This window comes from Brevibacillus sp. SYP-B805, from assembly GCF_011059135.1.
In the GTDB taxonomy this organism is placed as follows: domain Bacteria; phylum Bacillota; class Bacilli; order Brevibacillales; family Brevibacillaceae; genus Brevibacillus_F.
The window spans coordinates 38,484-59,381 of record NZ_JAALGD010000003.1; the positions used below are offsets into that span (position 1 = coordinate 38,484).

Here is a 20,898-nt window from a genome sequence, read left to right on the forward strand (position 1 = left end):
CACTCCAGAATGGCTTTTCCGTTATTGTAGCGCACCGTACAAGCGTTGTACAAACCTTTTTATTTGTTCGATTCCTTCCTCCACTTTGTCCGGGTCGGTCAGCAGCGGCAGATTCCGCTCCACTTCCTGCACGATGGCGCTGCCGACCACCACGCCATCCGCATGTTCGGCCACCAGGCTCACCTGCTCCGGCGTGGAGATGCCGAACCCGACCGCGATGGGCGTTTGGGTGCTCGCCTTTACCTTTTGCAGGAATTGGCCGAGATCGTCAGGCAGGGATTCCCGTACCCCGGTTACTCCCAGGCTGGAGACGCAGTACAGAAAGCCGCCCGCCTGCTCCCCGATCATGGCGATGCGGGCTTCGGAGGTGGGGGCCACCAGCGAGATGAGATGCATGCCGTGCTGTTTTGCCGCCCGCATGGCTTCCCTGTTCTCTTCAACCGGCAGATCGGGAATCACGATGCCGTCCGCCCCGCAAGCGGCGAGATCGGCGAAGAAACGGTCCAGCCCGTATTGCAGCACGGGATTGTAATAGGAAAACAGCACGAGTGGTATGGCAATGCCGCGCTCTCTCATCCGGCCCACCAGGTGAAGCACGTCCACGATGGTCGTGCCGGCTGCCAGCGAGCGCTGCGATGCCCGCTGGATGGTCGGGCCGTCGGCCAGCGGATCGGAATAGGGCACGCCCAGCTCGAGGAGATCCGCACCGGCTTCCACCAGGGCCGGGATCAGCCGGGCCGTCACCTCCAGCGACGGATCGCCGGCGGTCAGGTAGGGAATGAATCGTTTTTTCGTGCGGTCGGCAAACAATCGGTCGATACGGTTATCCACAGTGATCATGCATCAAGACCTCCTTGGGCAGCCTTGCCAAGCGCGGCCTGGATCGCCGCCACATCCTTGTCGCCGCGGCCGGACAGGCAGATGACGATCACAACGTCTTTCGGCCGCCGGGGCGCCAGCTTCATCACCTCTGCCACCGCGTGGGCGCTTTCCAGCGCGGGGATGATCCCCTCGGTCCGGCAGAGGAACTGTACGGCAGCCAGCGCTTCCTCATCCGTCACCGAGGTGTAGGTTACCCGCTTGCTCTCTTTCAAATAGGCGTGTTCCGGACCGACGCCCGGATAGTCCAGGCCGGCTGAAATCGAATGGGCCTCCTGGACTTGGCCGAACTCGTCCTGCAGCAGATAGGTGAGCGACCCGTGAATGACGCCGGGCCTGCCGAGGGTGAGGGTGGCCGCATGCTTGCCGGTATCAAGGCCGTGCCCCGCCGCTTCCACGCCGCGCAGCTTCACCTCATCGTGCAGGAACGGGTAAAACATCCCGATCGCATTGCTGCCTCCCCCGACGCACGCCACCACCTCATCCGGCAGCCGGCCGATTTGCCTGAGGATCTGGGAGCGCGTCTCCTCCCCGATCACTTTCTGGAATTCCCGGACCATATACGGATAGGGATGAGGGCCGACGACGGAGCCGATCACATAAAAGGTATCGTCCACATGCGACACCCAGTAACGGATGGCCTCATTGGTCGCATCCTTCAGCGTGCGGGTACCGGACGTGACGGGAATCACTTCCGCGCCGAGCAGTTTCATGCGGAACACGTTCAGTTCCTGCCGCTTGATATCCTCTTCCCCCATAAACACCTTGCAGGAAAGGCCCAGTTTGGCCGCTACCGTGGCGCTGGCCACGCCGTGCTGCCCTGCTCCGGTCTCCGCGATGATCGCCTTTTTGCCCATCCGTCTGGCGAGCAGACCCTGACCCAGCGCGTTGTTCAGCTTGTGGGCACCCGTATGGTTCAGGTCTTCCCTTTTCAGATAGATCCGGGCCCCGCCCAGCGCTTCCGTCATGCGCGCCGCATAATAGAGCGGCGTCGGACGGCCCGCATACTTATCCAGAAGCGACGACAGCTCGGCAAGAAAAGCCGGATCCTGCTGCGCCTCGGCAAACGCCTTCTCCAGCTCTTCCAGCGCGTTCATCAGGGTTTCCGGCACAAACTTGCCGCCGAACGGACCGAAACGCCCGTGTCGATCAGGAACGGTTGCCCGTGTGAATGTCGTACTGGTCATGTCTCCTCACCCTTTTCATCAGTTCTTTGATTTTCTCCGCATCCTTTTGGCCATTGGTTTCCACGCCGCTTGAGACATCGATCATCGGCGGACGATACCGGGTCACGAGCTCTTCCACGTTCTCGGGCGTGATGCCTCCCGCGATGACGGGCGTCGCCTCCCCCGCACGCTGCAGCAGGCCGGGGATCTGCTCCCACCGGAAGCGTTTGCCCGTCCCTCCCGCCTGCCTGGGATCGTGGGTATCGAACAGAAACGCCTCCACATGCGGCCAATAGCTCTCCACCTGCATGGCAAGAGGGCCGTCTTCGCCGATCGGGATCGCTTTCCAGATGCGTTTGGCAAACCGCCCGGCCGCTTCCCGACAAAACGCCGGCGTCTCCTGACCGTGCAGCTGGATCACGTCCAGCGGCACCGCCGCCACGATCCGCTCAAGCTCTTCCAGGGTCGGATTGACGAAAACGCCGACGGCAGGCGGATGAACCGGTACGGCATTCAGCAGATCGGCTGCCTCTTCACTGCCGATCCGCCGCCGGCTGTCGGCAAATACGAAGCCGACGTAATCCACCTGCAGCTCGGTCAGCAGTTCCAATGTCTCAATGCTTTTGATTCCGCAGATTTTTACTTTAGTGTTCATATGGCCGACACGCTTTCTCCCACCAGGTCGAGTACGGCTTGGGCGATATCCGCCTGCCGCATGAAATGCTCGCCGACCAGGATCGAGCGGGCGCCGCCTTGCCGCACAAGCTCCACATCCCGGGGCGACGCAATCCCGCTCTCGCTTACCACCGTGATGCCGGGGGGAATCTCCCGGATCAGGTGGGCGGTCGTCTGCAGATCGACCTGAAACGTGCGCAGATTCCGGTTGTTGATGCCGATCAATTGGGGTGTGGTGTGGCGCAGAACGGTTTCCAGCTCCGCCCGGTCATGAACCTCGATCAGGACATCCATGCCGAGAGACGCAGCGGTCTGCGCCAGATGGCGAAGATGTTCTCCTTCCAGGATGGCGGCGATCAGGAGGACGCAGTCCGCCCCGAAGGCCCGGGCTTCCACCACCTGCCATTCATCGAGGAGAAAATCTTTCCGCAGCAAAGGGGCGTCGACAGCCTCCCTGATCTGCCGCAGATAGGCCAAATCTCCCTGAAAGTAGCGCTGGTCAGTCAGCACCGAAATGGCATCCGCCTTCGCCGCCGCATACTGCCGGGCGATGGCGACCGGATCGAAATCGGGGCGGATGAGGCCTTTGGAAGGGGAGGCCTTCTTCACTTCCGCGATCAGGCTGACCGGTCTCGGGCTCTCCTGCAGCGCCCGGTGAAAGCCCCGGGGGGCGGACATCGCTGCCGCCTGCGCCATCAGCTCCTGCAGGCTGGTTCGTTGATGCAGCCGTGCCACTTCCTCTTTTTTCGTCTCCACGATCTTACGAAGCATTGGTCACGCCTCCCGCCACTTCCCGGATTTGTTCCAGTTTGCGCTGCACCTCTCCGGCGTCGATCAGCTCGGCCGCGCGGATCACGCCCGCTTCGATGGAGTGGACATGGTTCGCCAGATAGAGGATGGCGCCCGCATTGGCCAGCACGATGTCGCGCGCCGCTCCCCGTCTGCCCGCAAACACGTCGCGGATGATGGCGGCATTCTGGTACGCATCCCCGCCGCGCAGGGATTCGAGCGGATGTCTCCTCAGGCCGAATTGCTCCGGCACGACGGTGTAGGTGGTAACCGTGCCCTGATTAAGCTCGGCCACGTAGGTGGTCCCGGTCACGGTGATTTCGTCCAGGCCGTCTTCCCCGGCGACCACAAGCGCCCGTTCCACCCCCAGTTCGGCGAGCACTTCCGCAATGCGCGGCAGCAGGGAAGCGTCATACACGCCGAGAAGCTGTCGCTTCGCACCGGCCGGATTCGTCAGGGGGCCCAGCAGGTTGAAGACCGTCCGGATCGCCAATTCCTTGCGGGGACCGGCGGCATGCTTCATGGCCTGATGATAGAGCGGGGCAAACAGGAAGCAGAGATTGCTCGCCTGCAGGCAGGCGGCCGCTGCCGCCGGGGACATGGTGATCGGCACGCCAAGCGCCTCCAGCACGTCTGCGCTGCCGCTCCGGCTGGAGACGGCCCGGTTGCCGTGCTTCGCCACCCTCACGCCCGCTGTCGCCGCCACGATGGCCGCCGCCGTGGAGATGTTGAAGGTATGGCTGCCGTCCCCGCCGGTACCGCAGGTATCCACCAGCCCTTCCATCCGCAGGGGAAACGTGACGGATCGCTCCCGCATCGCCTGTGCAAAACCGATGATTTCTTCCGTCTGCTCCCCTTTCAGCCGAAGCGACGCCAGAAACGCCCCGATCTGCGCCGGCGTTGCCGCCCCGTCCATGATTTCCCCCATGGCCTGGCGGGCGGTGATGCGGTCCAGATGCTCGCCTCTGATGATTCGTTCTATGGCTTGAGACAGCATGGTTTCTCCTCCTCACGTGGAAAAAGTTGCTCCGCTTTGGCCAGCGCCTTGATCATCGCCGCCGCTTTGTTGATGCATTCCTGGTGTTCATGGCGGGGAACGGAATCGGCGACGATCCCTGCACCCGCCTGGATGTGCGCCTTGCCGTCCGCAAAGAGCAGGGTGCGGATCGTGATGCAGGTGTCGAGATCGCCGGTGAAGCTCAGGTACCCGATCGCCCCTGCGTACGTGTGCCGGGCGTCGCGCTCCAATTCGGCGATGATCTCCATGGCCCTCAGCTTCGGAGCGCCGGAGACGGTGCCGGCCGGGAACGTCGACAACAGGGCGTCGAGCGGATGGAGACCGTCCCGCAGCGTCCCGCTGACATGGGAGACCATGTGCATGACGTGGGAGTACCGCTCGATGATCATCTGCTCTTCCACTTTCACGCTACCGTATGCGGCCACCCTGCCGATGTCGTTGCGCCCCAGATCAAGCAGCATCGTGTGTTCGGCCCGCTCTTTCGGGTCAGCGAGCAGGTCCCTTGCCAGGGCCTCGTCTTCCGCCGCATCGCCGCCTCGTCTGCGCGTTCCGGCGATCGGCCTCATCTCCACCCTGCCGTCCTCCACCCGCACCTGCAGCTCCGGCGAGGCGCCTACGATCGTCTCCTTTTCAAACTGCAGGTAATACATGTAGGGGGACGGGTTAAGCGTGCGGAGCACCCGGTAGACGGAAAACGGATCGACAGCGGTCTCCACTTCGAAGCGCTGGGAGAGCACCACCTGGAAAATATCGCCCGCTGCGATGTACGCCTTGGCGCGTTCCACCATCCGTTCATACTCGTCTGGCTCCATGTTGGCTTTGACGTAAAGCTCTCTGTGCGGCTCCCGGGCGATCGGGATCTGCCGCGGATGCTCCGACTCGGGCGGTTCCGCCAGCGCCTGATCCGCAATTTGCAGCAGCCGGTCACACGCCTTGGCATACTTTTCGGCGATCGTCCCTTCGTCGTCTTCCGCCTGGATTTCCATGTTGACAACCAGCTGAATCTCCTGCTTCCAATGATCGAAGGCGATCACTTCGTCCACCAGCAGGAAGCGCAGATCCGCCATATCGAGCGGTTCGCGGGCGTGGGAAGGAATCTTCTCGCAGTACTGCAGCGTATTGTAGCCGAAATACCCGACCGCCCCGCCGCACAGGCGCGGCATTTGCGGCAGCTTCGGGCTGCGGTAGCGAGCCGTCACTTCTTTCAGCACCTGCAGCGGATTGCCTGCCCGCTGTTCCACCGTGCCGTTGCGGTGGGTCAGGCGGATCTGCGTCCCTTTTGCTTCCAGGATCAGAAACGGACGCAGGCCGATAAACGAGTAGCGGGCCCAGCGTGCGCCGCCTTCCACGCTTTCGAGCAGAAAGGAATGGACGCTGCGGAACTTCTGATACAGCCGGATCGGCGTCTCTTTGTCCGCCAACAGCGTCAGCTTGACGGGAATGAAGGAATACCGGGCGGCGAGGTCTTGCACCTCGCGCAAGGAGGGGATAAACATCGATGGAATCACCTCTTCTTTGTGGGAGAAGAGGAGGAATGAAAGCGAGGCAAAAGAAAAAATCCAGGAAGAGTCCTGGATTATGTGCCGACACAATAATCCTAGCTTTCGCTCTTCTCTCCTCAACTCAACTCTACTCAACTTGACTGTGCTTCCTCTTCTGAAAAGCTGGATTGAAACCTCATGCAAAACGGAAATATCCCGCAGCTCTCGGTTCCGTTATTGTTCTTAATCTTAGTAAAGTTCCGCCTTTCTGTCAATTGCCCGTTAACGATTAGCCAGATCGGGGCGCAGCTTGACGGCTTCGCGCATAAAGACATGGCGGATTTCGCTTGGCTTTTTCTCCGTATTGACATGCATCATCACCCGGATGCAGAACGGCAGGCTGCCCGGCACCGGAATCTCCCGCGCGCACATCAGCGGCACGTAGTCCCAGCCTGCCAGCGAACGCGCCGCTTGGGCGGGAAACGCCGCATCCAGATCGTCGGTTGCGGTGATCAGCACGCTGGCGATGTCATCCGGATGCACGTCATTCCGCTTGACGATCTCTTCCAGCAGCAAACGGGCGGCCTGCACGATCGCTTCTTTGGTATTTTCTTCGACGGTGATGGCTCCTCTGATACCCCTGACGCCCATCTATTCGTCTCCCCCCTGCGATGCTCTCATCACTTCCAGCACGAGGCGTTCGTCCACCTGCTTCACGATCTCCACCCGGCCGATTTCGCGCGGCAGCACCAGGACCAGCTTCCCGGACCGCCCCTTCTTGTCCCGCCTCATCGCCTCCAGCACGTCTTCCGGCGCAAGACCCGCCGGCCATGCCGTCGGCAGCCCGAAGCGTGTCAACAGCTGCTTGGTTCGCAGAGGCACCGCCGTATCGCAGAGGCCGAGCCGAACCGCCGTCTCGGCCGCAAGCCCCATCCCGATGGCGATGGCTTCCCCGTGATTCAGCTGGGTGTAGGCGCACAGCGCTTCAAAGGCATGCCCAAAGGTATGGCCCAGATTGAGGATGGCCCGCAGCCCCTGCTCCGTCTCATCGGCGGACACGACCTTTGCTTTGACGGCACAGCCGCGCAGGATCGCCTCCGCCGTCGGTTCGGCCTCCAGCCGGAGCAGCGCGTCCGCCTGCTTCTCCAGCCAGGAGACAAAGCTTTCGTCCGAGATCAGGGCATGCTTGATCACCTCGGCGAAGCCTGCGGCTACTTCGCGCTTGGGCAGCGTACGGAGCGTCCCCGTATCATAAAGCACCGCAAGCGGCTGGTGGAAAGCCCCGATCAGGTTTTTCCCCAGCGGATGATTGATGGCCACCTTGCCCCCGACCGAACTGTCATGGGCCAGCAGCGTGGTGGGTATCTGGACAAACGGGATGCCGCGCATGTACGTGGCTGCGACAAACCCCGCCAAATCTCCGACCACGCCGCCTCCCAGCGCCAGAATAACGGATGTGCGGTCCAGTCCCGCTTCGATCGCGGCGGTGATCACCTTTTCATAGACAGTCATGCTTTTCGCTTTTTCCCCCGCCGGAACGATTTCTGCGGCCGTACGATAGCCGGCGGCGCCAAGCACCCGTTCGATCCGTTCCAGATAAAGCGGTGCAATGTTTTCGTCCGTGATCACAAACAGCTGTTTCGCCGTATCGATCCCCGCTTCTTGCAAATATTCCCCGATCCGATCCAGCACGCCCTCGCCAATGACGATGGGATAGCTGCGTTCCCCCAAGTCTACCTGCAGTCTCATCGCTTCCATCAGAATCGCTCCATATAGGCACGATATTGCCGGATGCCGTCAACCAGCTCTTCCATCGCGTCGGCGGGGAACTTCTCACAGATGGCACGGGCGATCTCCCAGGCGACGACGGCTTCCGCCACGACGCTGGCTGCCGGCACGGCGCAGCTGTCGGAACGCTCGATGCTGGCGGTAAACGGTTCCTTCGTATCGATATCCACGCTCATCAGCGGCTTGTACAGGGTAGGGATCGGTTTCATGACGCCGCGCACGATAATCGGCATGCCGTTGGTCATGCCGCCCTCCAACCCGCCGGCGCGGTTCGTTTTGCGGGTGAATCCTTTGCCTTCTTCCCAGATGATCTCGTCGTGGACCTGCGAGCCCGGCCGTCCAGCGGCTTCGAACCCGATGCCAATCTCCACGCCTTTGAACGCCTGGATGCTCATGACCGCCTGGGCGAGGCGGCCATCCAGCTTGCGGTCCCACTGGACGTGGCTGCCGAGTCCGATCGGCACGCCTTCCACGCGCACTTCGACGATGCCGCCGAGAGAGTCTCCCTCTTCCTTCGCCTTGTCGATCGCGGCCATCATCCTGCTTTCCGCTTCCTTATCCAGACAGCGCACCGGCGACTCTTCCGTAAGCCTGATCTGCTCTTCAATCGGAAGGTCGATCCGCTTCGCCACCACATCTCCGATCTGCAGCACCTGACCGGCTACCCGGATGCCGCACGCTTCCAGCAGCTGACGGGCCACCGCGCCGACCGCCACACGCATCGTGGTTTCCCGGGCGCTGGACCGTTCCAGGATATTGCGCATGTCGCGCTGATGATATTTGATCGCACCGTTCAGATCCGCATGACCCGGCCGCGGACGGGCAACCCTGCGCTTCACCTCGCCGTCTTCCACCGGTTCGGCGCTCATGATGCCCTGCCAGTGCGCCCAGTCTTTATTTTCCACCACCAGCGTAATGGGTGCCCCCGTTGTATAGCCATGCCGGACTCCGGAGAGAACCTGCACCTGGTCTTTCTCGATCTGCATCCGCCTGCCGCGTCCGTATCCCTTTTGGCGGCGCGCCAGCTGTTCGTTGATTTTTTCCACGGAGAACGGCAGATTGCTGGGTACGCCTTCCAGAATCGCCGTCAATTGAGGGCCGTGAGATTCCCCGGCTGTTAGATAACGCATCTCTCTCTCCTCCTCCAGCGCTGTCCATGCTGACTCTTTATCACTTTTAAGCGTTATAATATCACACGCTTTCGGGAATGAAAACCAAAAAAAATGCTTCTCTTTTGAACAAGAGAAGCAAAGGGGAAGAGGAGGTTACAAATGGTCGGCAACCATGTACGACTTGCCCTTGACCGAACGACGGAGACTTTCCACGGACACGAGATCGTCCAATTGCTTCTTGTCGGCCCCCAGGATCTGGCCGCACTCCTGCAGCGTGATCAGACCGCGACGATAAGCTTCAATGACCTTGTGCTTGTCCATGTGCTTCCTCCCAATCACAGGTGATACTCATATTTTTGGGAAATTCATGCAGCGATATACGCGCACAATGGGGACGAGCTACACTTTTTTTCGATAGAAGAACGTGTCTTCCGGCTCAAAGCTGTACTGCTGCGGTTGGAAAATCTGTTCGGTGCTGCCGACAAACAGGACGCCGCCCGGGCGCAGCGCGCGGCTGAACTTCTGATATAGCTCATGCTTCGCTTCTTCCGTGAAGTAAATCATCACGTTGCGGCAGATGATCAGGTCAAACCCCGTCTCAAACGGATCTGCCAGCAGGTTGTGTCTGCGGAAATTCACATGCCTTTTCACTTCATCGGCAATGCGGTACGACATCGCATCCTTGATGAAGTATTTCGTCACCAGCTGCTTCGGAACATCCTGCAGGGAACGCTCCGTGTAAACCCCTTGCTTCGCCTTCGCGATCGCCCCTTCGTCAATGTCCGTAGCCAGCATGCTGCTCTCTTTCATGTAGTCTTTTTCCAGCAGGATCATGGTGAGCGTATACGGCTCTTCCCCGGTGGAACATGCGGCGCTCCAGCATTTCAGCCTGCGGGACTCCTGCATCAGCCGGGGAAGGATCTTGCTGGCGAGCACCTCCCAGCGCCCGGGGTTGCGGAAAAATTCCGAAACGTTGATCGTCATGCGATCCAGGAATTCATAAAACAACGCCTGATCTTTGGCCAGCGCCTCGAAATAGGAAGCGAATGTATCGTAACCCCGTTTCTGGCGAAGGGATGTGAGGCGGCGTTTCATCTGCGCTTCCTTGTAGAGCGCCAGATCGATGCCGGTCATCCGTTTGACGTTTGCAATAAACCCGAGAAAATCCTTGTCTTCCATCCGTTTCTGTGTCCTCCTTCGCTGTCTTGCCTCCGCCTTTCGCCGTCCGTTCGGAAAAAGCCTGCTGCCAAACGCAGCCGGCCTGCGCTGTCGAAAAGAAAAAGACCTCCCGGAAGAGGTCTTTCCCTTTTTTCCTGCTGCTAGATCCAACGTTGAATGGTTTTGTCGTACGAAACGACCTCAGAGGGAGAGAACCAGAGGTTGATTTCGCGCTCGGCGCTCTCCGGCGAATCGGAGCCATGGATGATGTTCATGCCCACGGATACGGCATAATCGCCGCGGATGGTGCCGGGAGCGGCATCCGCCGGGTTGGTTTTGCCCATCATGCTGCGGGCGGTCGCAATCACGTTGTTGCCCTGCCATACCATGGCAAATACCGGACCGGACGTGATGAAGTCCACCAGTTCGCCGAAGAACGGGCGCTCCTTGTGTTCAGCGTAATGCTTCTCCGCCAATTCACGGCTTACGTTCATCAGCTTGGCACCGACGAGGGTGAAGCCTTTTTTCTCAAATCGGGAAACGATTTCTCCGATCAGATTGCGCTGTACGCCGTCAGGCTTGACCATAATAAATGTTTTTTCCATTGCTGCCTCCAAGAAAGTACGTATTTTCGGTTGAATACCAACCAGAATTTTATCAAAAGAAAAACGGGCAGGCAACCTCGCGCCGTCAAAAATGGTTAAAATTTGCGGTTGCCGATGAAATGGGCGATGTCCAGCAGCGATTTCTTGGTGTCATTGTCCGGCAGATCGGCGAGCGCTTCACATGCCCGGGCCAGATACCGCTGGGCGAGCGACTGGGCAAACCGGATGCCTTCGCTGTGCCGGATCAGCTCAATGGCTTCCTCCACGTGTTCCTGCAGGGTTCCCCGGCTGATCCACGTCTGGAAACGGTGGCGCTCCGGCCCGATCATCGCGCTGTAAAGAGCCGGCAGGGTGATGTTTCCTTGGCGCAGATCACTGCCAGCCGGTTTGCCGAGCTGTTTCTCGGTCGCCGTAAAGTCAAGAATGTCATCCGTGATTTGAAACGCCATGCCCGCATTGTATCCGTACCGGTACATGCGGCGTACCAGCTCGGGCGATGCATCGCTGGCAACGGCCCCCAACTGGCAGCTGATGGCGATCAGCAGGGCGGTTTTCCGCTTGATGCGGCGCAGATACGTCCGCAGCCCCTGCTGCCAGTTGTGCAGGTCGCGTACCTGTTCGATCTCCCCTTTGGACATCTCCACGATCGCCTTGGAAAGGATGCGGTGGATTTCGGGATTGGGCAGTTCGGTCGCGATGGACAGGGCCCGTGCAAAAATATAGTCACCGGTGTACATGGCCACCCGGTTATCCCATTTCGCCCGGACGGTCTCGCTGCCGCGCCGCTTGTCCGCATCATCGATGACATCATCGTGCACCAGGGAGGCCATGTGGATCAGCTCCAGCGGAACGGCCACCAGCTTCAGCTTGGAGAGGTCATAGTTGCCCCATTTTCCTCCCAGCAGGACAAAGACTGGCCGAATCCGCTTTCCCCCTGCCTTCAGCAAATGGGTGGACGTTTGATACAGCTCATACGACTTCGTATCAATCGCCTTCTCCAGCTCTTGTTCCACATAATCTACATCGCTTTTCATCTGATAATAAATGTCGACTAGCTTCATCCGTTCCACCTATCTCATCAACGTGTACTTCCCGGCTGGACGGCTTCCTCCCAGATGCGAACCTTGACAGGCGAACGCAGGAGGCCGAGCTCTGCCGCGCATGCGTAATAATGTTCAAGTCCGCGGCGCTCTTCCTCCGTGAAATCGTAGCAAAGGCCCCGGAAATATTCAAACCACGAGGAGGGTTCCTCTCCGAATTGGGCGGTAACCGCTTCCACGACCTGCTCCAGATGCTGGAGGCTGCGCTCCTTGCTCTCCAGAAAAGCGGCGTGAACGTCCCGCAGCAGCCCGGGGTGTTTCTCGATGGCCTCCTTGCGCACGGCCCAGACCGCAAACGTCATGGAGTACCCCGTGTAGCGATACCACAATTCCGCCAGATCATACACATGGTACCCGTTGTTGTTCCGATAAGCAAGCAGCGCGTCGTCGCCGATCAGCAGGGCGCCATCGGCGTGGGCCAGCATCTCTTCCAGGACGGGCGCCTGCGTCTGATAGGTAACGGTATACCGCAGGAATTTCTCCAGGATGATTTTCAACAGGTTGACCGACGTCGCGGAGGTATTGGTCAGCGCGATGTGGGCGCCGTCCAGTTCCTCGATCGGGCGCTTGCTGAAGAGATAGATGGATCTAACCCGGCGTTTCGCGCTGATGGACAATCCCGGCAGAACCAGATACTGCTCGTGGTGCTCCGCGTAGCTGAACGAGGAGATCGGCCCCACGTCGATCTCTCCTCTGGCCATCGCGGCATTTAACTGGGCCGGCACCTGCAAGATGAAATCGATCTTGTCGTCAAAACGCGCCTCGTCAAAGAAAAAATAGACCGGCAGCGTGTTGGTGTACTTGATCTGGCCGATGCGCAGCTGTTTCGGACTCATGGCGTTTCCCCCCAACGTCGGAAGAGCGCATGCGGAACATCCAGCGCATCGAGCGCTTTTCCGACAACAAAATTGACCAGCTCGTCCAGGGTAACCGGTTTGTGGTAGAAACCCGGCATGGCCGGCAGGATTTTAACCCCCAGGCGGCTAAGCTTCAGCATATTTTCCAAGTGTATGGCATTGAGCGGCGTCTCCCGCGGCACAAGCACCAGCTTGCGCCCCTCCTTGATCATCACATCGGCTGCCCGCTCCAGCAGGTTGCCCGATGCCCCATTGGCGATACCGGACAAGGTCCCCATGGAGCAGGGAATCACGATCATGCCGTCCCCTCGGTGCGATCCGCTGGCAGCCGGACAGGAGAAGTCCCGCAGCGTCCAATACCGGAGGCGCCCCGGCAGGCCGCGCTGCAGCTTTTCGTCCAGCAGCCGTTCGCGGTCTTTCGTTTCCCACTCCAGCTCATCCTGAAAGACCTGCCAGCCGGCCTCCGTAATCATCAGGTGAACGGTGTGGCCGCCTTTCAACAGCTCTTGCACCAGCCGGACGCCATAGATGGCTCCGCTCGCTCCGGTGATTCCCACCGCCAGTTCTTTCCGGCTCATACCATCACCAGATCGATCATGGTAAAGACGAACATGACGCAGCTCAAGATGCCGTTCATGGTGAAGAAGGCCACATTCAGCTTGGACAGGTCGGTCGGTTTGACGAGACTGTGCTCATAGATCAGGATGATCGTGGAGATGATCACCCCGATCAGGAACCAGACGGACAAATCGGCCTGGACATACAGTAGCACCAATCCTGCCACCGTGACTAGATGGCAGCAGCGGGCAATCAGCAGCGCCCTGGCGATGCCGAAGCGGGAAGGCAGCGAAAAGAGCCCCTCCTGCACGTCAAACTCCGCGTCCTGGCAGGCATAGATGATGTCAAATCCGGCCGTCCAGAAGAGAACGGTGCCAAAGAGCAGCAGTGCGGTGGCATCGATCTGTCCGGTGGTTGCCACCCATCCCCCCAGCGGGCCGAAGCCGATCGCGATACCCAGGATGAAGTGGCACGCCCATGTGAAACGTTTGGTGTACGAATACAGGATGAGGACAAACACGGCAAGCGGCAGCAGCTTCACCGCGAGATCGTTCAATTGGAAAGCGGCATAAAAAAGGGCGATAAACGAAATGACGATAAAAACGACGACTTCCGGCACGCTGATCAGTCCTGCCGGCAGCGCGCGGTTGGCGGTACGCGGGTTCTTCGCATCAATGTAGCGGTCGATCAGACGGTTCAGCGACATGGCCGCGCTGCGCGCCCCCACCATGGCCAGCGTCACAAAAAAGATTTCCCTCCAGGTGGGCCAGGCATGCTCCACGATTATATTGCCCAATACCGCTCCCAAAAAGGCAAACGGCAGGGCAAACACCGTATGCTCAAATTTGATCATTTCTAATAGTATCTTTACTTTGGAAATCATGTGATCGCACTTCCCATCTTACTTTCCGTTGTCTTGCCGCTTGCTTCCCCTTTGATCCCGATATGAAGCGCCGCCACCCCGCCCATAAACAGCTTCACCCGAACCGGATCCAATCCGGCCTTGCGGAACATGGCCGCCAATTCCCTGCTGTCCGGGAAATGGGTCAGCGATTTGGGCAGCCAGGCGTATTCCTCGTACTTGTTGACAACCAACTTCGCAATCCAGGGAAGGATGTGGTAAAAATACAGGTAAAACAGCTTCCGGTACGGCAGAAACGGCGGCTTCGAGACTTCCAGCGACACAACCTTGCCGCCCGGTTTGACGACGCGCGTCATTTCGTTGAGCACCGTCTGCACATCCGGCACATTGCGCAGGGCAAACCCGATGGTGGCGTAATCAAACGTATCGTCCGGATAGGGCAGCTTCATCGCGTCGCCATGGACCAGTTCGACCTGCTGACCCACCCCGGCGCGGTCAACCTTGTACGCCCCCACATTGAGCATGTTCTGGCTGAAATCCAGGCCGACCACCTTGCCTTCCGGACCTACCGCCCGGGCCAGGCTGATCGTCCAGTCGCACGTGCCGCATGCCACATCGATGGCGGTTTGCCCAGGCTGGATGTTCATCTGCTTCATCGTATAGTTGCGCCAGGCGATATGGCTTCCGAAGCTGATCACATGATTCATCCGGTCGTACTCGTCGGCAATGTTTTCAAAGACGGAATGGACATACCGGGCTTTTTCCTTCATCTCTTGTTGGTTCACGCTTCCCTACAGCTCCTCGACGACGCGTTTCAACCGATTGACTCGGTGTACATAGCGGGATGTGATCCAATCGAGCAGCGTTTGTTTTTCCGCCGACTGAAAGCTGCGGATCAGCTGCTCGCACACCCCCATCAACTCCATTGCTTTTTCCTCAACCACGGACAGCACATGGGCGAGGGTGGAACCGGGCACCTGCAGCAGCAGCCGGGTAAATCCAAGCGGCACCTGCTCCTGCCACTGGAGCTGCTCCCATGCCCCGATCATGCATTCAACCGCCGCCGTCTCCTGAAACAGCGCAATCCAAAAACGGCGGCTTTCCTCGGTGGAGGCATAGTGGCGGACCATCGCCGTATACAGGGCGGTATCGATGATCTGCCGAAGCGCCATGTAGCTTTCCGATGACAACTTGTCCTCTTTTTCACCAAAGTACAGCTTCATCTTCGCTTCGTTGATTTCCTGGATGGCTCCGGCCAGCACGCGAATCGCCGTGATTTCTCCCGCTTCCGCCAGCATGTGGTAATAATGGCTACTGAAGTAATCTCCGGCCAGGACGGTAAGCTGACGGTTCCGCTCTGCCGCGTGGGTATTCTCATACCGAACCCTTACGCTCTCATGTGTGTCCAGCCCCAACTGCACCAGGCCGGTCGTCACGCAAAGCGTTTTCGCCCGTTCCTTATCAAGCCCCTCGTCGCGCAGAAAAACATAGAGCATCGCGAGCCGGTTTTCGGCAAAGGGCGGCAGGTCAACATATTTTTCGACATAAGGAACCGACGTTCGTTTGTTCAGGAGTTCAAAAATCTCCCTGATTTCATCTATCCCACGGGATCTATCTTTGGTCATGCGTCATCCTCCAGGTGCAAAAACTTCGAGAGCGGGCATCGCGGCAGGCAGCGGAGGCGTCCAGGCAGGGCGTTGCCGCCGTGCTGTTCACGATTTCAACAGACGGACAAAGAATCTTCTCCAGTATAACATACTTCCTTCTTATGGACTAACACTCTTGCGAAAATATGGTTCGATCCGTACCGAAAAGGTGTGTTCCACGAACGAGGCGATATCGGAGACCGAGTCCGGCGGTGTCAGCTCACTTCGGGGACGATCTGCCCGTATGGAGACCAGGAGCCGGGCGGACCGCTCATCCTTCCCCTCCAGCATGCGAAAATAAAGGCGATCCACATTGGCCGTATACAGAAACGCATCGTAGGCAAGCGTGTAGAAGTCCCGGTAAATGCCCGAAAGGTCCGCGGACTGTCCTTGATCCACCACCAGATCCACATAAAGGGACGGGCTCTCCCATTTCACACGCTTAATATTATAATGTGTCTGGGCGAAAGTAAACAAATCGACAAGATTATGCTCTCCCAGCACGACCGGTTTGGTCGCCTGAAAAACAGGAATATGTTCCCCTCCGGTCTGCAGCCCAACGGTGGGGACGAGGCTCAACAACAAGGCAAGTAATGCCGAGCATGCAATCGCCGCCAGCAAGCTTCGGGGCATCGGTAATCCCTCCTCCCCACCATTGTACAAACGATAGCGCCGATACATGTCTGCTATTTCCAGCAACAGGGGGATTGACTGTCACCGCTCCCCCATTCCCGCGATCGCGCCGCTGGACACAGAAAAAAGCAGGACGCTGCCTGCTTTTTGCTTTGGACTTATTCCGAGGTGTCCACTACCCCGTGGCGGGTCAGGATCACGGCTTTGCCGCGGACTTTGATGGCGGACGTATGCTCGGTAAACTGGGCGAGCATCACTTCCCCCTTGTCCAGCTTTTCGGTGTGATGAAACCGCGTGTCCGTTCCGCGCGTCAAGCCGATGACATGGACGCCGTTCTCCTTCGCTTTGATCACAAAAAAATCTTGATGCTGGTACAGGTTCACGTTATCAGACAAACTGCATCCTCCTCACCTAACCGTACAGACGGCTGGTAATCTTGTCCACATAGCGCTGCGTTTCCTCCGGCAGCTGCTGCGCTTTGGCTTCAAACTCTTCGTCGGTATCGATACCCAGGCGGTCGACACGGCCCGGGCCTGCATTGTAGGCCGCCAGCGCCACTTTCACATTGCCGTCGTATTTCTGGAGCAGCTTCCTGAGGAACAGGGTACCGCCCCTGATATTTTCGTCCGGATTAAACGGATTCTGGACATGCAGGCTTCGCGCCGTGCTGTCCATCAACTGCATCAAGCCTTTTGCGCCAGCCCGGGAGACGGCGTTGGGATTGAAGTTGGATTCAGCCCGCACCACTTCCCTGACCAGCTTGGGATCAACCCCGTACGCGGTGGCGATGCGATTGATTTTGGCCATGATCGCGTCGCGGCTGATCGTCCCTCCCGGGGTGCTGCCGGATGCTGCCGGCTCCTGCAACTCCTCCTCATCGCCGGAAAGGCCCGAGTAGACATAGGTGGGCGATCCGTCGAGGTCGGCCAATATCTCTTCAGCGGAGATCACCCGCTGGTTTTTGGACATCTCTTGTGCCAACAGATCCTGAAACAGGTCAGCCTGGGGAAGCGCTGCCAGGCCGTTCTGCTCGTCCGGGAGCGAAGGGTACGGCTGCATGCGCTGCAGCGCGCCGATCAACGCGTGGTACTGGGGAGAAATGCTCATGAAATCCACTCTCTCCTTTGCGGTCTTACCCCCATTATAGTAGACAAGCCCGCGCTAGCCAAGCCGATTCTTGTAAGAAAACCCCGCCGACACCAGCAAGGGCCCCCAGCCTTTCTATCTTCGCTTTATCAAAAAAAGCCCTCCCGCATCGGAGAGGACTTTCGGTTTTGGAAAGATGGTCGGAATGCAGGGATTTGAACCCTGGACCTCACCCACCCCAAGGGTGCGCGCTACCGGGCTGCGCCACATCCCGACTGCACTCTTGTAATATACAATATAAATCAAACGAATGTCAAGGGTAACTTTCAATTTTTTTGCCGCCGCTATAAAAAAATGTTTTTGTCAAAAAAGAACAACCCAGCCGTTGATGTTTGCCGCGGGTTGTTCGCCTGTTGCTACGACTTGATGAGACTGAATACTTCGGCGCGGGCCGCGCTGTCATTGACAAAAATGCCCCTGACGGCGGACGTAACGGTTTTGGAACCCGGTTTTTTCACTCCGCGCATTGTCATGCACATATGCTCCGCTTCCACGACGACCACCACGCCGTGCGGATCCAGCTTTTTCATGATGGCATCGGCGACCGTCGAGGTGATGCGCTCCTGCAGCTGCGGGCGGCGCGCCACGGTTTCAACGGCCCGGGCCAGCTTGCTTAAACCGACAACGCGCCCGCCTCTGGGAATATAAGCGACGTGCGCCTTGCCAAAAAAGGGAACCAGATGGTGTTCGCACATGGAGTAGAAGGGAATATCTTTCACGAGCACCATCTCTTCATGCTCTTCGCTGAAGACCGTCTCAAAGTATTCCTCTTCGTTGACTCCCATGCCTTCAAACGCTTCTTCATACATCTTGGCTACACGTTTCGGTGTATCCAACAAGCCTTCGCGATCCGGGTCTTCCCCTACAGCCTCCAGAATCATGCGTACGGCCTGCTTGATTTTTTCGTGGTCGACTCTCATTTCTGTGTTTCCTCCTTAACGATCCGGGGAGAATCTGCGAGCTTCAATTCTCCCAAATGCCGGAGCCCGGTCTGTGTCTGCGAGATGTATCCATCGGGCGATAGATCACACCCATCTTACCACAATGCTCGAAAAAAAAGCAAAAAATCCACATTTTGCAATGTGGATTTTTTATGTAGTCTCGTAGTAGATTACTTGATGGAGTCCTTCAGTTGCTTTCCAGGTTTGAAAGCTGGAACTTTGCTTGCTGAGATTTGGATCTCCTTACCGGTTTGTGGGTTGCGGCCTTTACGAGCGGCGCGCTCGCGAACTTCGAAGTTACCAAAACCGATCAGCTGTACTTTTTCGCCTTGTTTCAGAGCGCCGGCGATGGCGTCGAGAACGGCGTCAACTGCTTTCGCAGCATCTTTTTTCGTGAGTTCGGTAGCCTCTGCTACTTTTGCCACGAGTTCTGTTTTGTTCATATCTTTCACCTCCCCTCAAAGGTATGGTGTCGTTATTACAACTCTTAACCGAAATGCTTGATTTTATACGCTTTTGGCTGTTTTTACCGCTCTGACAAGCTTATAGTAATACACCACTTCTGTAAATTCAAGCCCCTTCCTGTCGAATTCTACCGAAAATCACAAAAAGACTCCCATCCCAGGGAGCCTTTGGTCTTATTTTGCCCTTGCATCGTTTTACAGGATGATCGCGATTAAGCCGCCCGATCCTTCGTTGATAATCCGCCCCAACGTTTCCTGCAGCTTGTAGCGTGCGTTGTCCGGCATCATCGTGATTTTGGCCTGGATGCCTTCCCGCACGATCGAATGGAGGGAACGGCCGAAGATGTCGGAATTCCAGATGGAAAGGGGGTCCTTGTCGAAGTCCTGCATCAGGTAACGAACCAGCTCTTCGCTCTGCTTCTCCGTCCCGATGATGGGGGCAAACTCCGATTCCACATCGACGCGGATCATGTGGATCGACGGAGCGGTTGCCTTCAACCGGACGCCGAAGCGCGGGCCCTGGCGGATCATCTCGGGTTCGTCCAGCGTCATCTCATGCAGCGACGGCGCAGCGATGCCGTAGCCGGTCGTCCGTACCATATGCAGCGCTTCCGCCACCTGGTCGTATTCCCGTTTGGCGTGGGCAAATTCCTGCATGATTTTAAGCAGGTGGTCTTTGCCGGTGATCTCCACCCCGACAATCTCCATCAGGATCTGATCGTACAGTTCATCCGGGGCATACAGGTCGATTTCGGCGATGCCCTGCCCCATATGCATGCCTGCCAGCGCCGCCCGTTCCACAAAGTCGTATTCCCCAAACATGCCTACCACGCGGTCCACGTCGCGCAGACGGCGGATATCCTTGACCGTATCCCGGACGGCTTCTTCATAGTTTTGGCGCAGCCAGTGGCCGTTTTCCAGCACCATGACCCAGCTTGGCAGGTTTACGTTCACCTCGTGAACCGGGAATTCAAAGAGCACTTCCCGCAGCAGGAGGAGAATCTCGTTTTCGTTCATGTTGTCCGCAGATACGGCCAGCACCGGAACGTCGTATTTCTCCTGCAGTTCCGCCCGCAGAAGCTGCACTTCTTCGGTGCGCGGCCTGACCGAGTTGACGACGATCACGAACGGTTTGCCTACTTCTTTCAATTCGTTGATGACACGTTCTTCCGCTTCCACATAGGCGCTTCTCGGAATCTCCGCGATAGAGCCATCCGTGGTCACCACAATCCCGATGGTGGAGTGCTCCTGGATGACCTTGCGCGTTCCGACCTCCGCGGCTTCCTCGAATGGCACCGGTTCTTCATACCAGGGGGTGTTTACCATCCGCGGTCCATGGTCGTCTTCGAAGCCTTTCGCCCCATGCACTGTGTATCCGACGCAGTCAACGAGGCGGACATTGATGCTCAAGCCTTCTGCCACATTGATCTGCACCGCCTGGTTGGGAACGAACTTCGGCTCCGTCGTCATGATGGTCCGGCCGGAAGCGCTTTGCGGCAGCTCATCGGTCGCGCGGATCCGTTCCGCTTCGGACGCGATGTTGGGGATCACGACCTGCTCCATAAAGCGTTTGATAAACGTGGATTTTCCCGTACGAACAGGCCCGACCACGCCGAGATAAATATCGCCGCCCGTTCGTTCCGCAATGTCTTTGAAGATGTCGATACGTTCCACCATCGATGACCTCCTTCTATTTGTCTATTGATACACTATGACTGTTTTTCCGATTTATCCCTCGGTTCCGTTCTTTACACGAGGGTCTCGTACTAGAGTCGTGGACAGTACATGTATATGTCGGGAGGCGGATCATAGAACAAAAAAGAAAAGCGCCTCTGCAAGAGACGCCACAGATTGATGGCAAACTTCTGTTTGACGCATGGAGTAATGGGGCCAAGCGAGCTCCTTTGACGACCGACTCAGCGGAGAAACGAAGACGCGGGAGCAAAAGGGGCGTGAGTCTCACATCCCTGAGACGCCCAGATGTTGAGCCCCCGCCCGCGTCGCGTTTCGGAGCGGACAA

General features: G+C 58.2%; 24 protein-coding genes and 1 tRNA gene. All 25 read right to left on the reverse strand.

The annotated features are described in order from the left end of the window. Window positions 1-21 precede the first annotated feature (21 nt). The 25 genes from trpA to spoIVA all read right to left on the reverse strand — a co-directional run bounded on the left by trpA (window position 22) and on the right by spoIVA (window position 20,552). On the reverse strand, window positions 22-840 hold the full coding sequence (gene trpA, locus G3578_RS05115) for a tryptophan synthase subunit alpha (RefSeq protein WP_165209529.1): 819 nt from the start codon (window positions 838-840) through the stop codon (window positions 22-24). Then, complete coding sequence (trpB, locus tag G3578_RS05120) at window positions 837-2,066, reverse strand: tryptophan synthase subunit beta (protein WP_165209532.1); 1,230 nt, start codon at window positions 2,064-2,066, stop codon at window positions 837-839. The genes trpA and trpB overlap by 4 nt, the downstream gene beginning before the upstream one ends. Beyond that, window positions 2,029-2,700 (reverse strand): phosphoribosylanthranilate isomerase, encoded by a 672-nt coding sequence (locus tag G3578_RS05125; RefSeq protein WP_165209535.1) that lies wholly within the window; start codon window positions 2,698-2,700, stop codon window positions 2,029-2,031. The genes trpB and G3578_RS05125 overlap by 38 nt, the downstream gene beginning before the upstream one ends. Then, entirely contained in the window at window positions 2,697-3,491 is a 795-nt protein-coding gene (gene trpC / locus G3578_RS05130; RefSeq protein WP_165209538.1) for an indole-3-glycerol phosphate synthase TrpC, read from the reverse strand. Before trpC ends, G3578_RS05125 begins: the two co-directional genes overlap by 4 nt. After that, window positions 3,481-4,506: an anthranilate phosphoribosyltransferase gene (gene trpD / locus G3578_RS05135; protein WP_165209541.1), complete on the reverse strand. Its 1,026-nt coding sequence runs from the start codon at window positions 4,504-4,506 to the stop codon at window positions 3,481-3,483. Before trpD ends, trpC begins: the two co-directional genes overlap by 11 nt. Continuing rightward, window positions 4,488-6,023: an anthranilate synthase component I gene (gene trpE, locus G3578_RS05140; RefSeq protein WP_165209544.1), complete on the reverse strand. Its 1,536-nt coding sequence runs from the start codon at window positions 6,021-6,023 to the stop codon at window positions 4,488-4,490. Before trpE ends, trpD begins: the two co-directional genes overlap by 19 nt. A gap of 267 nt (window positions 6,024-6,290) precedes the next feature. Continuing rightward, the gene (aroH, locus tag G3578_RS05145; RefSeq protein ID WP_165209547.1) at window positions 6,291-6,659 is read right to left on the reverse strand and encodes a chorismate mutase; all 369 of its coding nucleotides are present in this window, start codon (window positions 6,657-6,659) and stop codon (window positions 6,291-6,293) included. Beyond that, a complete protein-coding gene (gene aroB, locus G3578_RS05150; RefSeq protein WP_165209550.1) occupies window positions 6,660-7,766 on the reverse strand; it encodes a 3-dehydroquinate synthase in 1,107 nt (368 codons plus the stop codon). It lies immediately after the preceding gene. Next, window positions 7,766-8,926, reverse strand: coding sequence for a chorismate synthase (gene aroC, locus G3578_RS05155; RefSeq protein WP_165209553.1), 1,161 nt, complete (start codon window positions 8,924-8,926; stop codon window positions 7,766-7,768). The genes aroB and aroC overlap by 1 nt, the downstream gene beginning before the upstream one ends. A 135-nt stretch (window positions 8,927-9,061) precedes the next feature. Further along, entirely contained in the window at window positions 9,062-9,229 is a 168-nt protein-coding gene (locus G3578_RS05160; RefSeq protein ID WP_165209556.1) for a hypothetical protein, read from the reverse strand. Between the two features lie 78 nt (window positions 9,230-9,307). Further along, the gene (locus G3578_RS05165; RefSeq protein ID WP_165209559.1) at window positions 9,308-10,087 is read right to left on the reverse strand and encodes a CheR family methyltransferase; all 780 of its coding nucleotides are present in this window, start codon (window positions 10,085-10,087) and stop codon (window positions 9,308-9,310) included. Window positions 10,088-10,227: 140 nt separating this feature from the next. Beyond that, window positions 10,228-10,671, reverse strand: coding sequence for a nucleoside-diphosphate kinase (ndk, locus tag G3578_RS05170; protein ID WP_165209562.1), 444 nt, complete (start codon window positions 10,669-10,671; stop codon window positions 10,228-10,230). A 95-nt stretch (window positions 10,672-10,766) separates the two neighbouring features. After that, window positions 10,767-11,732, reverse strand: coding sequence for a heptaprenyl diphosphate synthase component II (hepT, locus tag G3578_RS05175; RefSeq protein WP_165209565.1), 966 nt, complete (start codon window positions 11,730-11,732; stop codon window positions 10,767-10,769). 17 nt (window positions 11,733-11,749) lie between these two features. Further along, the gene (locus G3578_RS05180) at window positions 11,750-12,607 is read right to left on the reverse strand and encodes a menaquinone biosynthetic enzyme MqnA/MqnD family protein (protein WP_165209568.1); all 858 of its coding nucleotides are present in this window, start codon (window positions 12,605-12,607) and stop codon (window positions 11,750-11,752) included. Continuing rightward, the gene (locus G3578_RS05185) at window positions 12,604-13,206 is read right to left on the reverse strand and encodes a UbiX family flavin prenyltransferase (protein ID WP_165209571.1); all 603 of its coding nucleotides are present in this window, start codon (window positions 13,204-13,206) and stop codon (window positions 12,604-12,606) included. Before G3578_RS05185 ends, G3578_RS05180 begins: the two co-directional genes overlap by 4 nt. Continuing rightward, entirely contained in the window at window positions 13,203-14,069 is an 867-nt protein-coding gene (locus G3578_RS05190) for a UbiA-like polyprenyltransferase (RefSeq protein ID WP_165209574.1), read from the reverse strand. Before G3578_RS05190 ends, G3578_RS05185 begins: the two co-directional genes overlap by 4 nt. Continuing rightward, window positions 14,066-14,833, reverse strand: a complete 768-nt coding sequence (locus G3578_RS05195) for a demethylmenaquinone methyltransferase (protein WP_165209577.1) — start codon at window positions 14,831-14,833, stop codon at window positions 14,066-14,068. The genes G3578_RS05190 and G3578_RS05195 overlap by 4 nt, the downstream gene beginning before the upstream one ends. 6 nt (window positions 14,834-14,839) lie before the next feature. After that, window positions 14,840-15,673, reverse strand: coding sequence for a heptaprenyl diphosphate synthase component 1 (locus G3578_RS05200; protein WP_165209580.1), 834 nt, complete (start codon window positions 15,671-15,673; stop codon window positions 14,840-14,842). Window positions 15,674-15,814: 141 nt separating this feature from the next. Further along, window positions 15,815-16,327: a hypothetical protein gene (locus G3578_RS05205; protein WP_165209583.1), complete on the reverse strand. Its 513-nt coding sequence runs from the start codon at window positions 16,325-16,327 to the stop codon at window positions 15,815-15,817. 158 nt (window positions 16,328-16,485) lie between these two features. Then, window positions 16,486-16,722: a trp RNA-binding attenuation protein MtrB gene (gene mtrB / locus G3578_RS05210; RefSeq protein ID WP_241254476.1), complete on the reverse strand. Its 237-nt coding sequence runs from the start codon at window positions 16,720-16,722 to the stop codon at window positions 16,486-16,488. Between the two features lie 16 nt (window positions 16,723-16,738). Beyond that, a complete protein-coding gene (locus G3578_RS05215) occupies window positions 16,739-17,434 on the reverse strand; it encodes a lytic transglycosylase domain-containing protein (RefSeq protein WP_277603124.1) in 696 nt (231 codons plus the stop codon). 176 nt (window positions 17,435-17,610) lie between these two features. Next, a tRNA-Pro gene (locus G3578_RS05220) sits at window positions 17,611-17,687 on the reverse strand. 142 nt (window positions 17,688-17,829) lie between these two features. Further along, window positions 17,830-18,393: a GTP cyclohydrolase I FolE gene (folE, locus tag G3578_RS05225; protein WP_165209586.1), complete on the reverse strand. Its 564-nt coding sequence runs from the start codon at window positions 18,391-18,393 to the stop codon at window positions 17,830-17,832. Between the two features lie 191 nt (window positions 18,394-18,584). After that, window positions 18,585-18,857, reverse strand: a complete 273-nt coding sequence (locus G3578_RS05230) for an HU family DNA-binding protein (RefSeq protein WP_165209589.1) — start codon at window positions 18,855-18,857, stop codon at window positions 18,585-18,587. A 216-nt stretch (window positions 18,858-19,073) separates the two neighbouring features. Further along, window positions 19,074-20,552 (reverse strand): stage IV sporulation protein A, encoded by a 1,479-nt coding sequence (spoIVA, locus tag G3578_RS05235; protein WP_165210210.1) that lies wholly within the window; start codon window positions 20,550-20,552, stop codon window positions 19,074-19,076. Window positions 20,553-20,898 lie beyond the last annotated feature (346 nt).

Coding starts and splice junctions, on each gene's coding strand:
- trpA (WP_165209529.1), bottom strand. CDS start 840: ATGATCACTGTGGATAACCGTATCGACCGATTGTTTGCCGACCGCACG.
- trpB (WP_165209532.1), bottom strand. CDS start 2,066: ATGACCAGTACGACATTCACACGGGCAACCGTTCCTGATCGACACGGG.
- G3578_RS05125 (WP_165209535.1), bottom strand. CDS start 2,700: ATGAACACTAAAGTAAAAATCTGCGGAATCAAAAGCATTGAGACATTG.
- trpC (WP_165209538.1), bottom strand. CDS start 3,491: ATGCTTCGTAAGATCGTGGAGACGAAAAAAGAGGAAGTGGCACGGCTG.
- trpD (WP_165209541.1), bottom strand. CDS start 4,506: ATGCTGTCTCAAGCCATAGAACGAATCATCAGAGGCGAGCATCTGGAC.
- trpE (WP_165209544.1), bottom strand. CDS start 6,023: ATGTTTATCCCCTCCTTGCGCGAGGTGCAAGACCTCGCCGCCCGGTAT.
- aroH (WP_165209547.1), bottom strand. CDS start 6,659: ATGGGCGTCAGGGGTATCAGAGGAGCCATCACCGTCGAAGAAAATACC.
- aroB (WP_165209550.1), bottom strand. CDS start 7,766: ATGGAAGCGATGAGACTGCAGGTAGACTTGGGGGAACGCAGCTATCCC.
- aroC (WP_165209553.1), bottom strand. CDS start 8,926: ATGCGTTATCTAACAGCCGGGGAATCTCACGGCCCTCAATTGACGGCG.
- G3578_RS05160 (WP_165209556.1), bottom strand. CDS start 9,229: ATGGACAAGCACAAGGTCATTGAAGCTTATCGTCGCGGTCTGATCACG.
- G3578_RS05165 (WP_165209559.1), bottom strand. CDS start 10,087: ATGGAAGACAAGGATTTTCTCGGGTTTATTGCAAACGTCAAACGGATG.
- ndk (WP_165209562.1), bottom strand. CDS start 10,671: ATGGAAAAAACATTTATTATGGTCAAGCCTGACGGCGTACAGCGCAAT.
- hepT (WP_165209565.1), bottom strand. CDS start 11,732: ATGAAGCTAGTCGACATTTATTATCAGATGAAAAGCGATGTAGATTAT.
- G3578_RS05180 (WP_165209568.1), bottom strand. CDS start 12,607: ATGAGTCCGAAACAGCTGCGCATCGGCCAGATCAAGTACACCAACACG.
- G3578_RS05185 (WP_165209571.1), bottom strand. CDS start 13,206: ATGAGCCGGAAAGAACTGGCGGTGGGAATCACCGGAGCGAGCGGAGCC.
- G3578_RS05190 (WP_165209574.1), bottom strand. CDS start 14,069: ATGATTTCCAAAGTAAAGATACTATTAGAAATGATCAAATTTGAGCAT.
- G3578_RS05200 (WP_165209580.1), bottom strand. CDS start 15,673: ATGACCAAAGATAGATCCCGTGGGATAGATGAAATCAGGGAGATTTTT.
- G3578_RS05205 (WP_165209583.1), bottom strand. CDS start 16,327: ATGCCCCGAAGCTTGCTGGCGGCGATTGCATGCTCGGCATTACTTGCC.
- G3578_RS05215 (WP_277603124.1), bottom strand. CDS start 17,434: ATGAGCATTTCTCCCCAGTACCACGCGTTGATCGGCGCGCTGCAGCGC.
- folE (WP_165209586.1), bottom strand. CDS start 18,393: ATGAGAGTCGACCACGAAAAAATCAAGCAGGCCGTACGCATGATTCTG.
- G3578_RS05230 (WP_165209589.1), bottom strand. CDS start 18,857: ATGAACAAAACAGAACTCGTGGCAAAAGTAGCAGAGGCTACCGAACTC.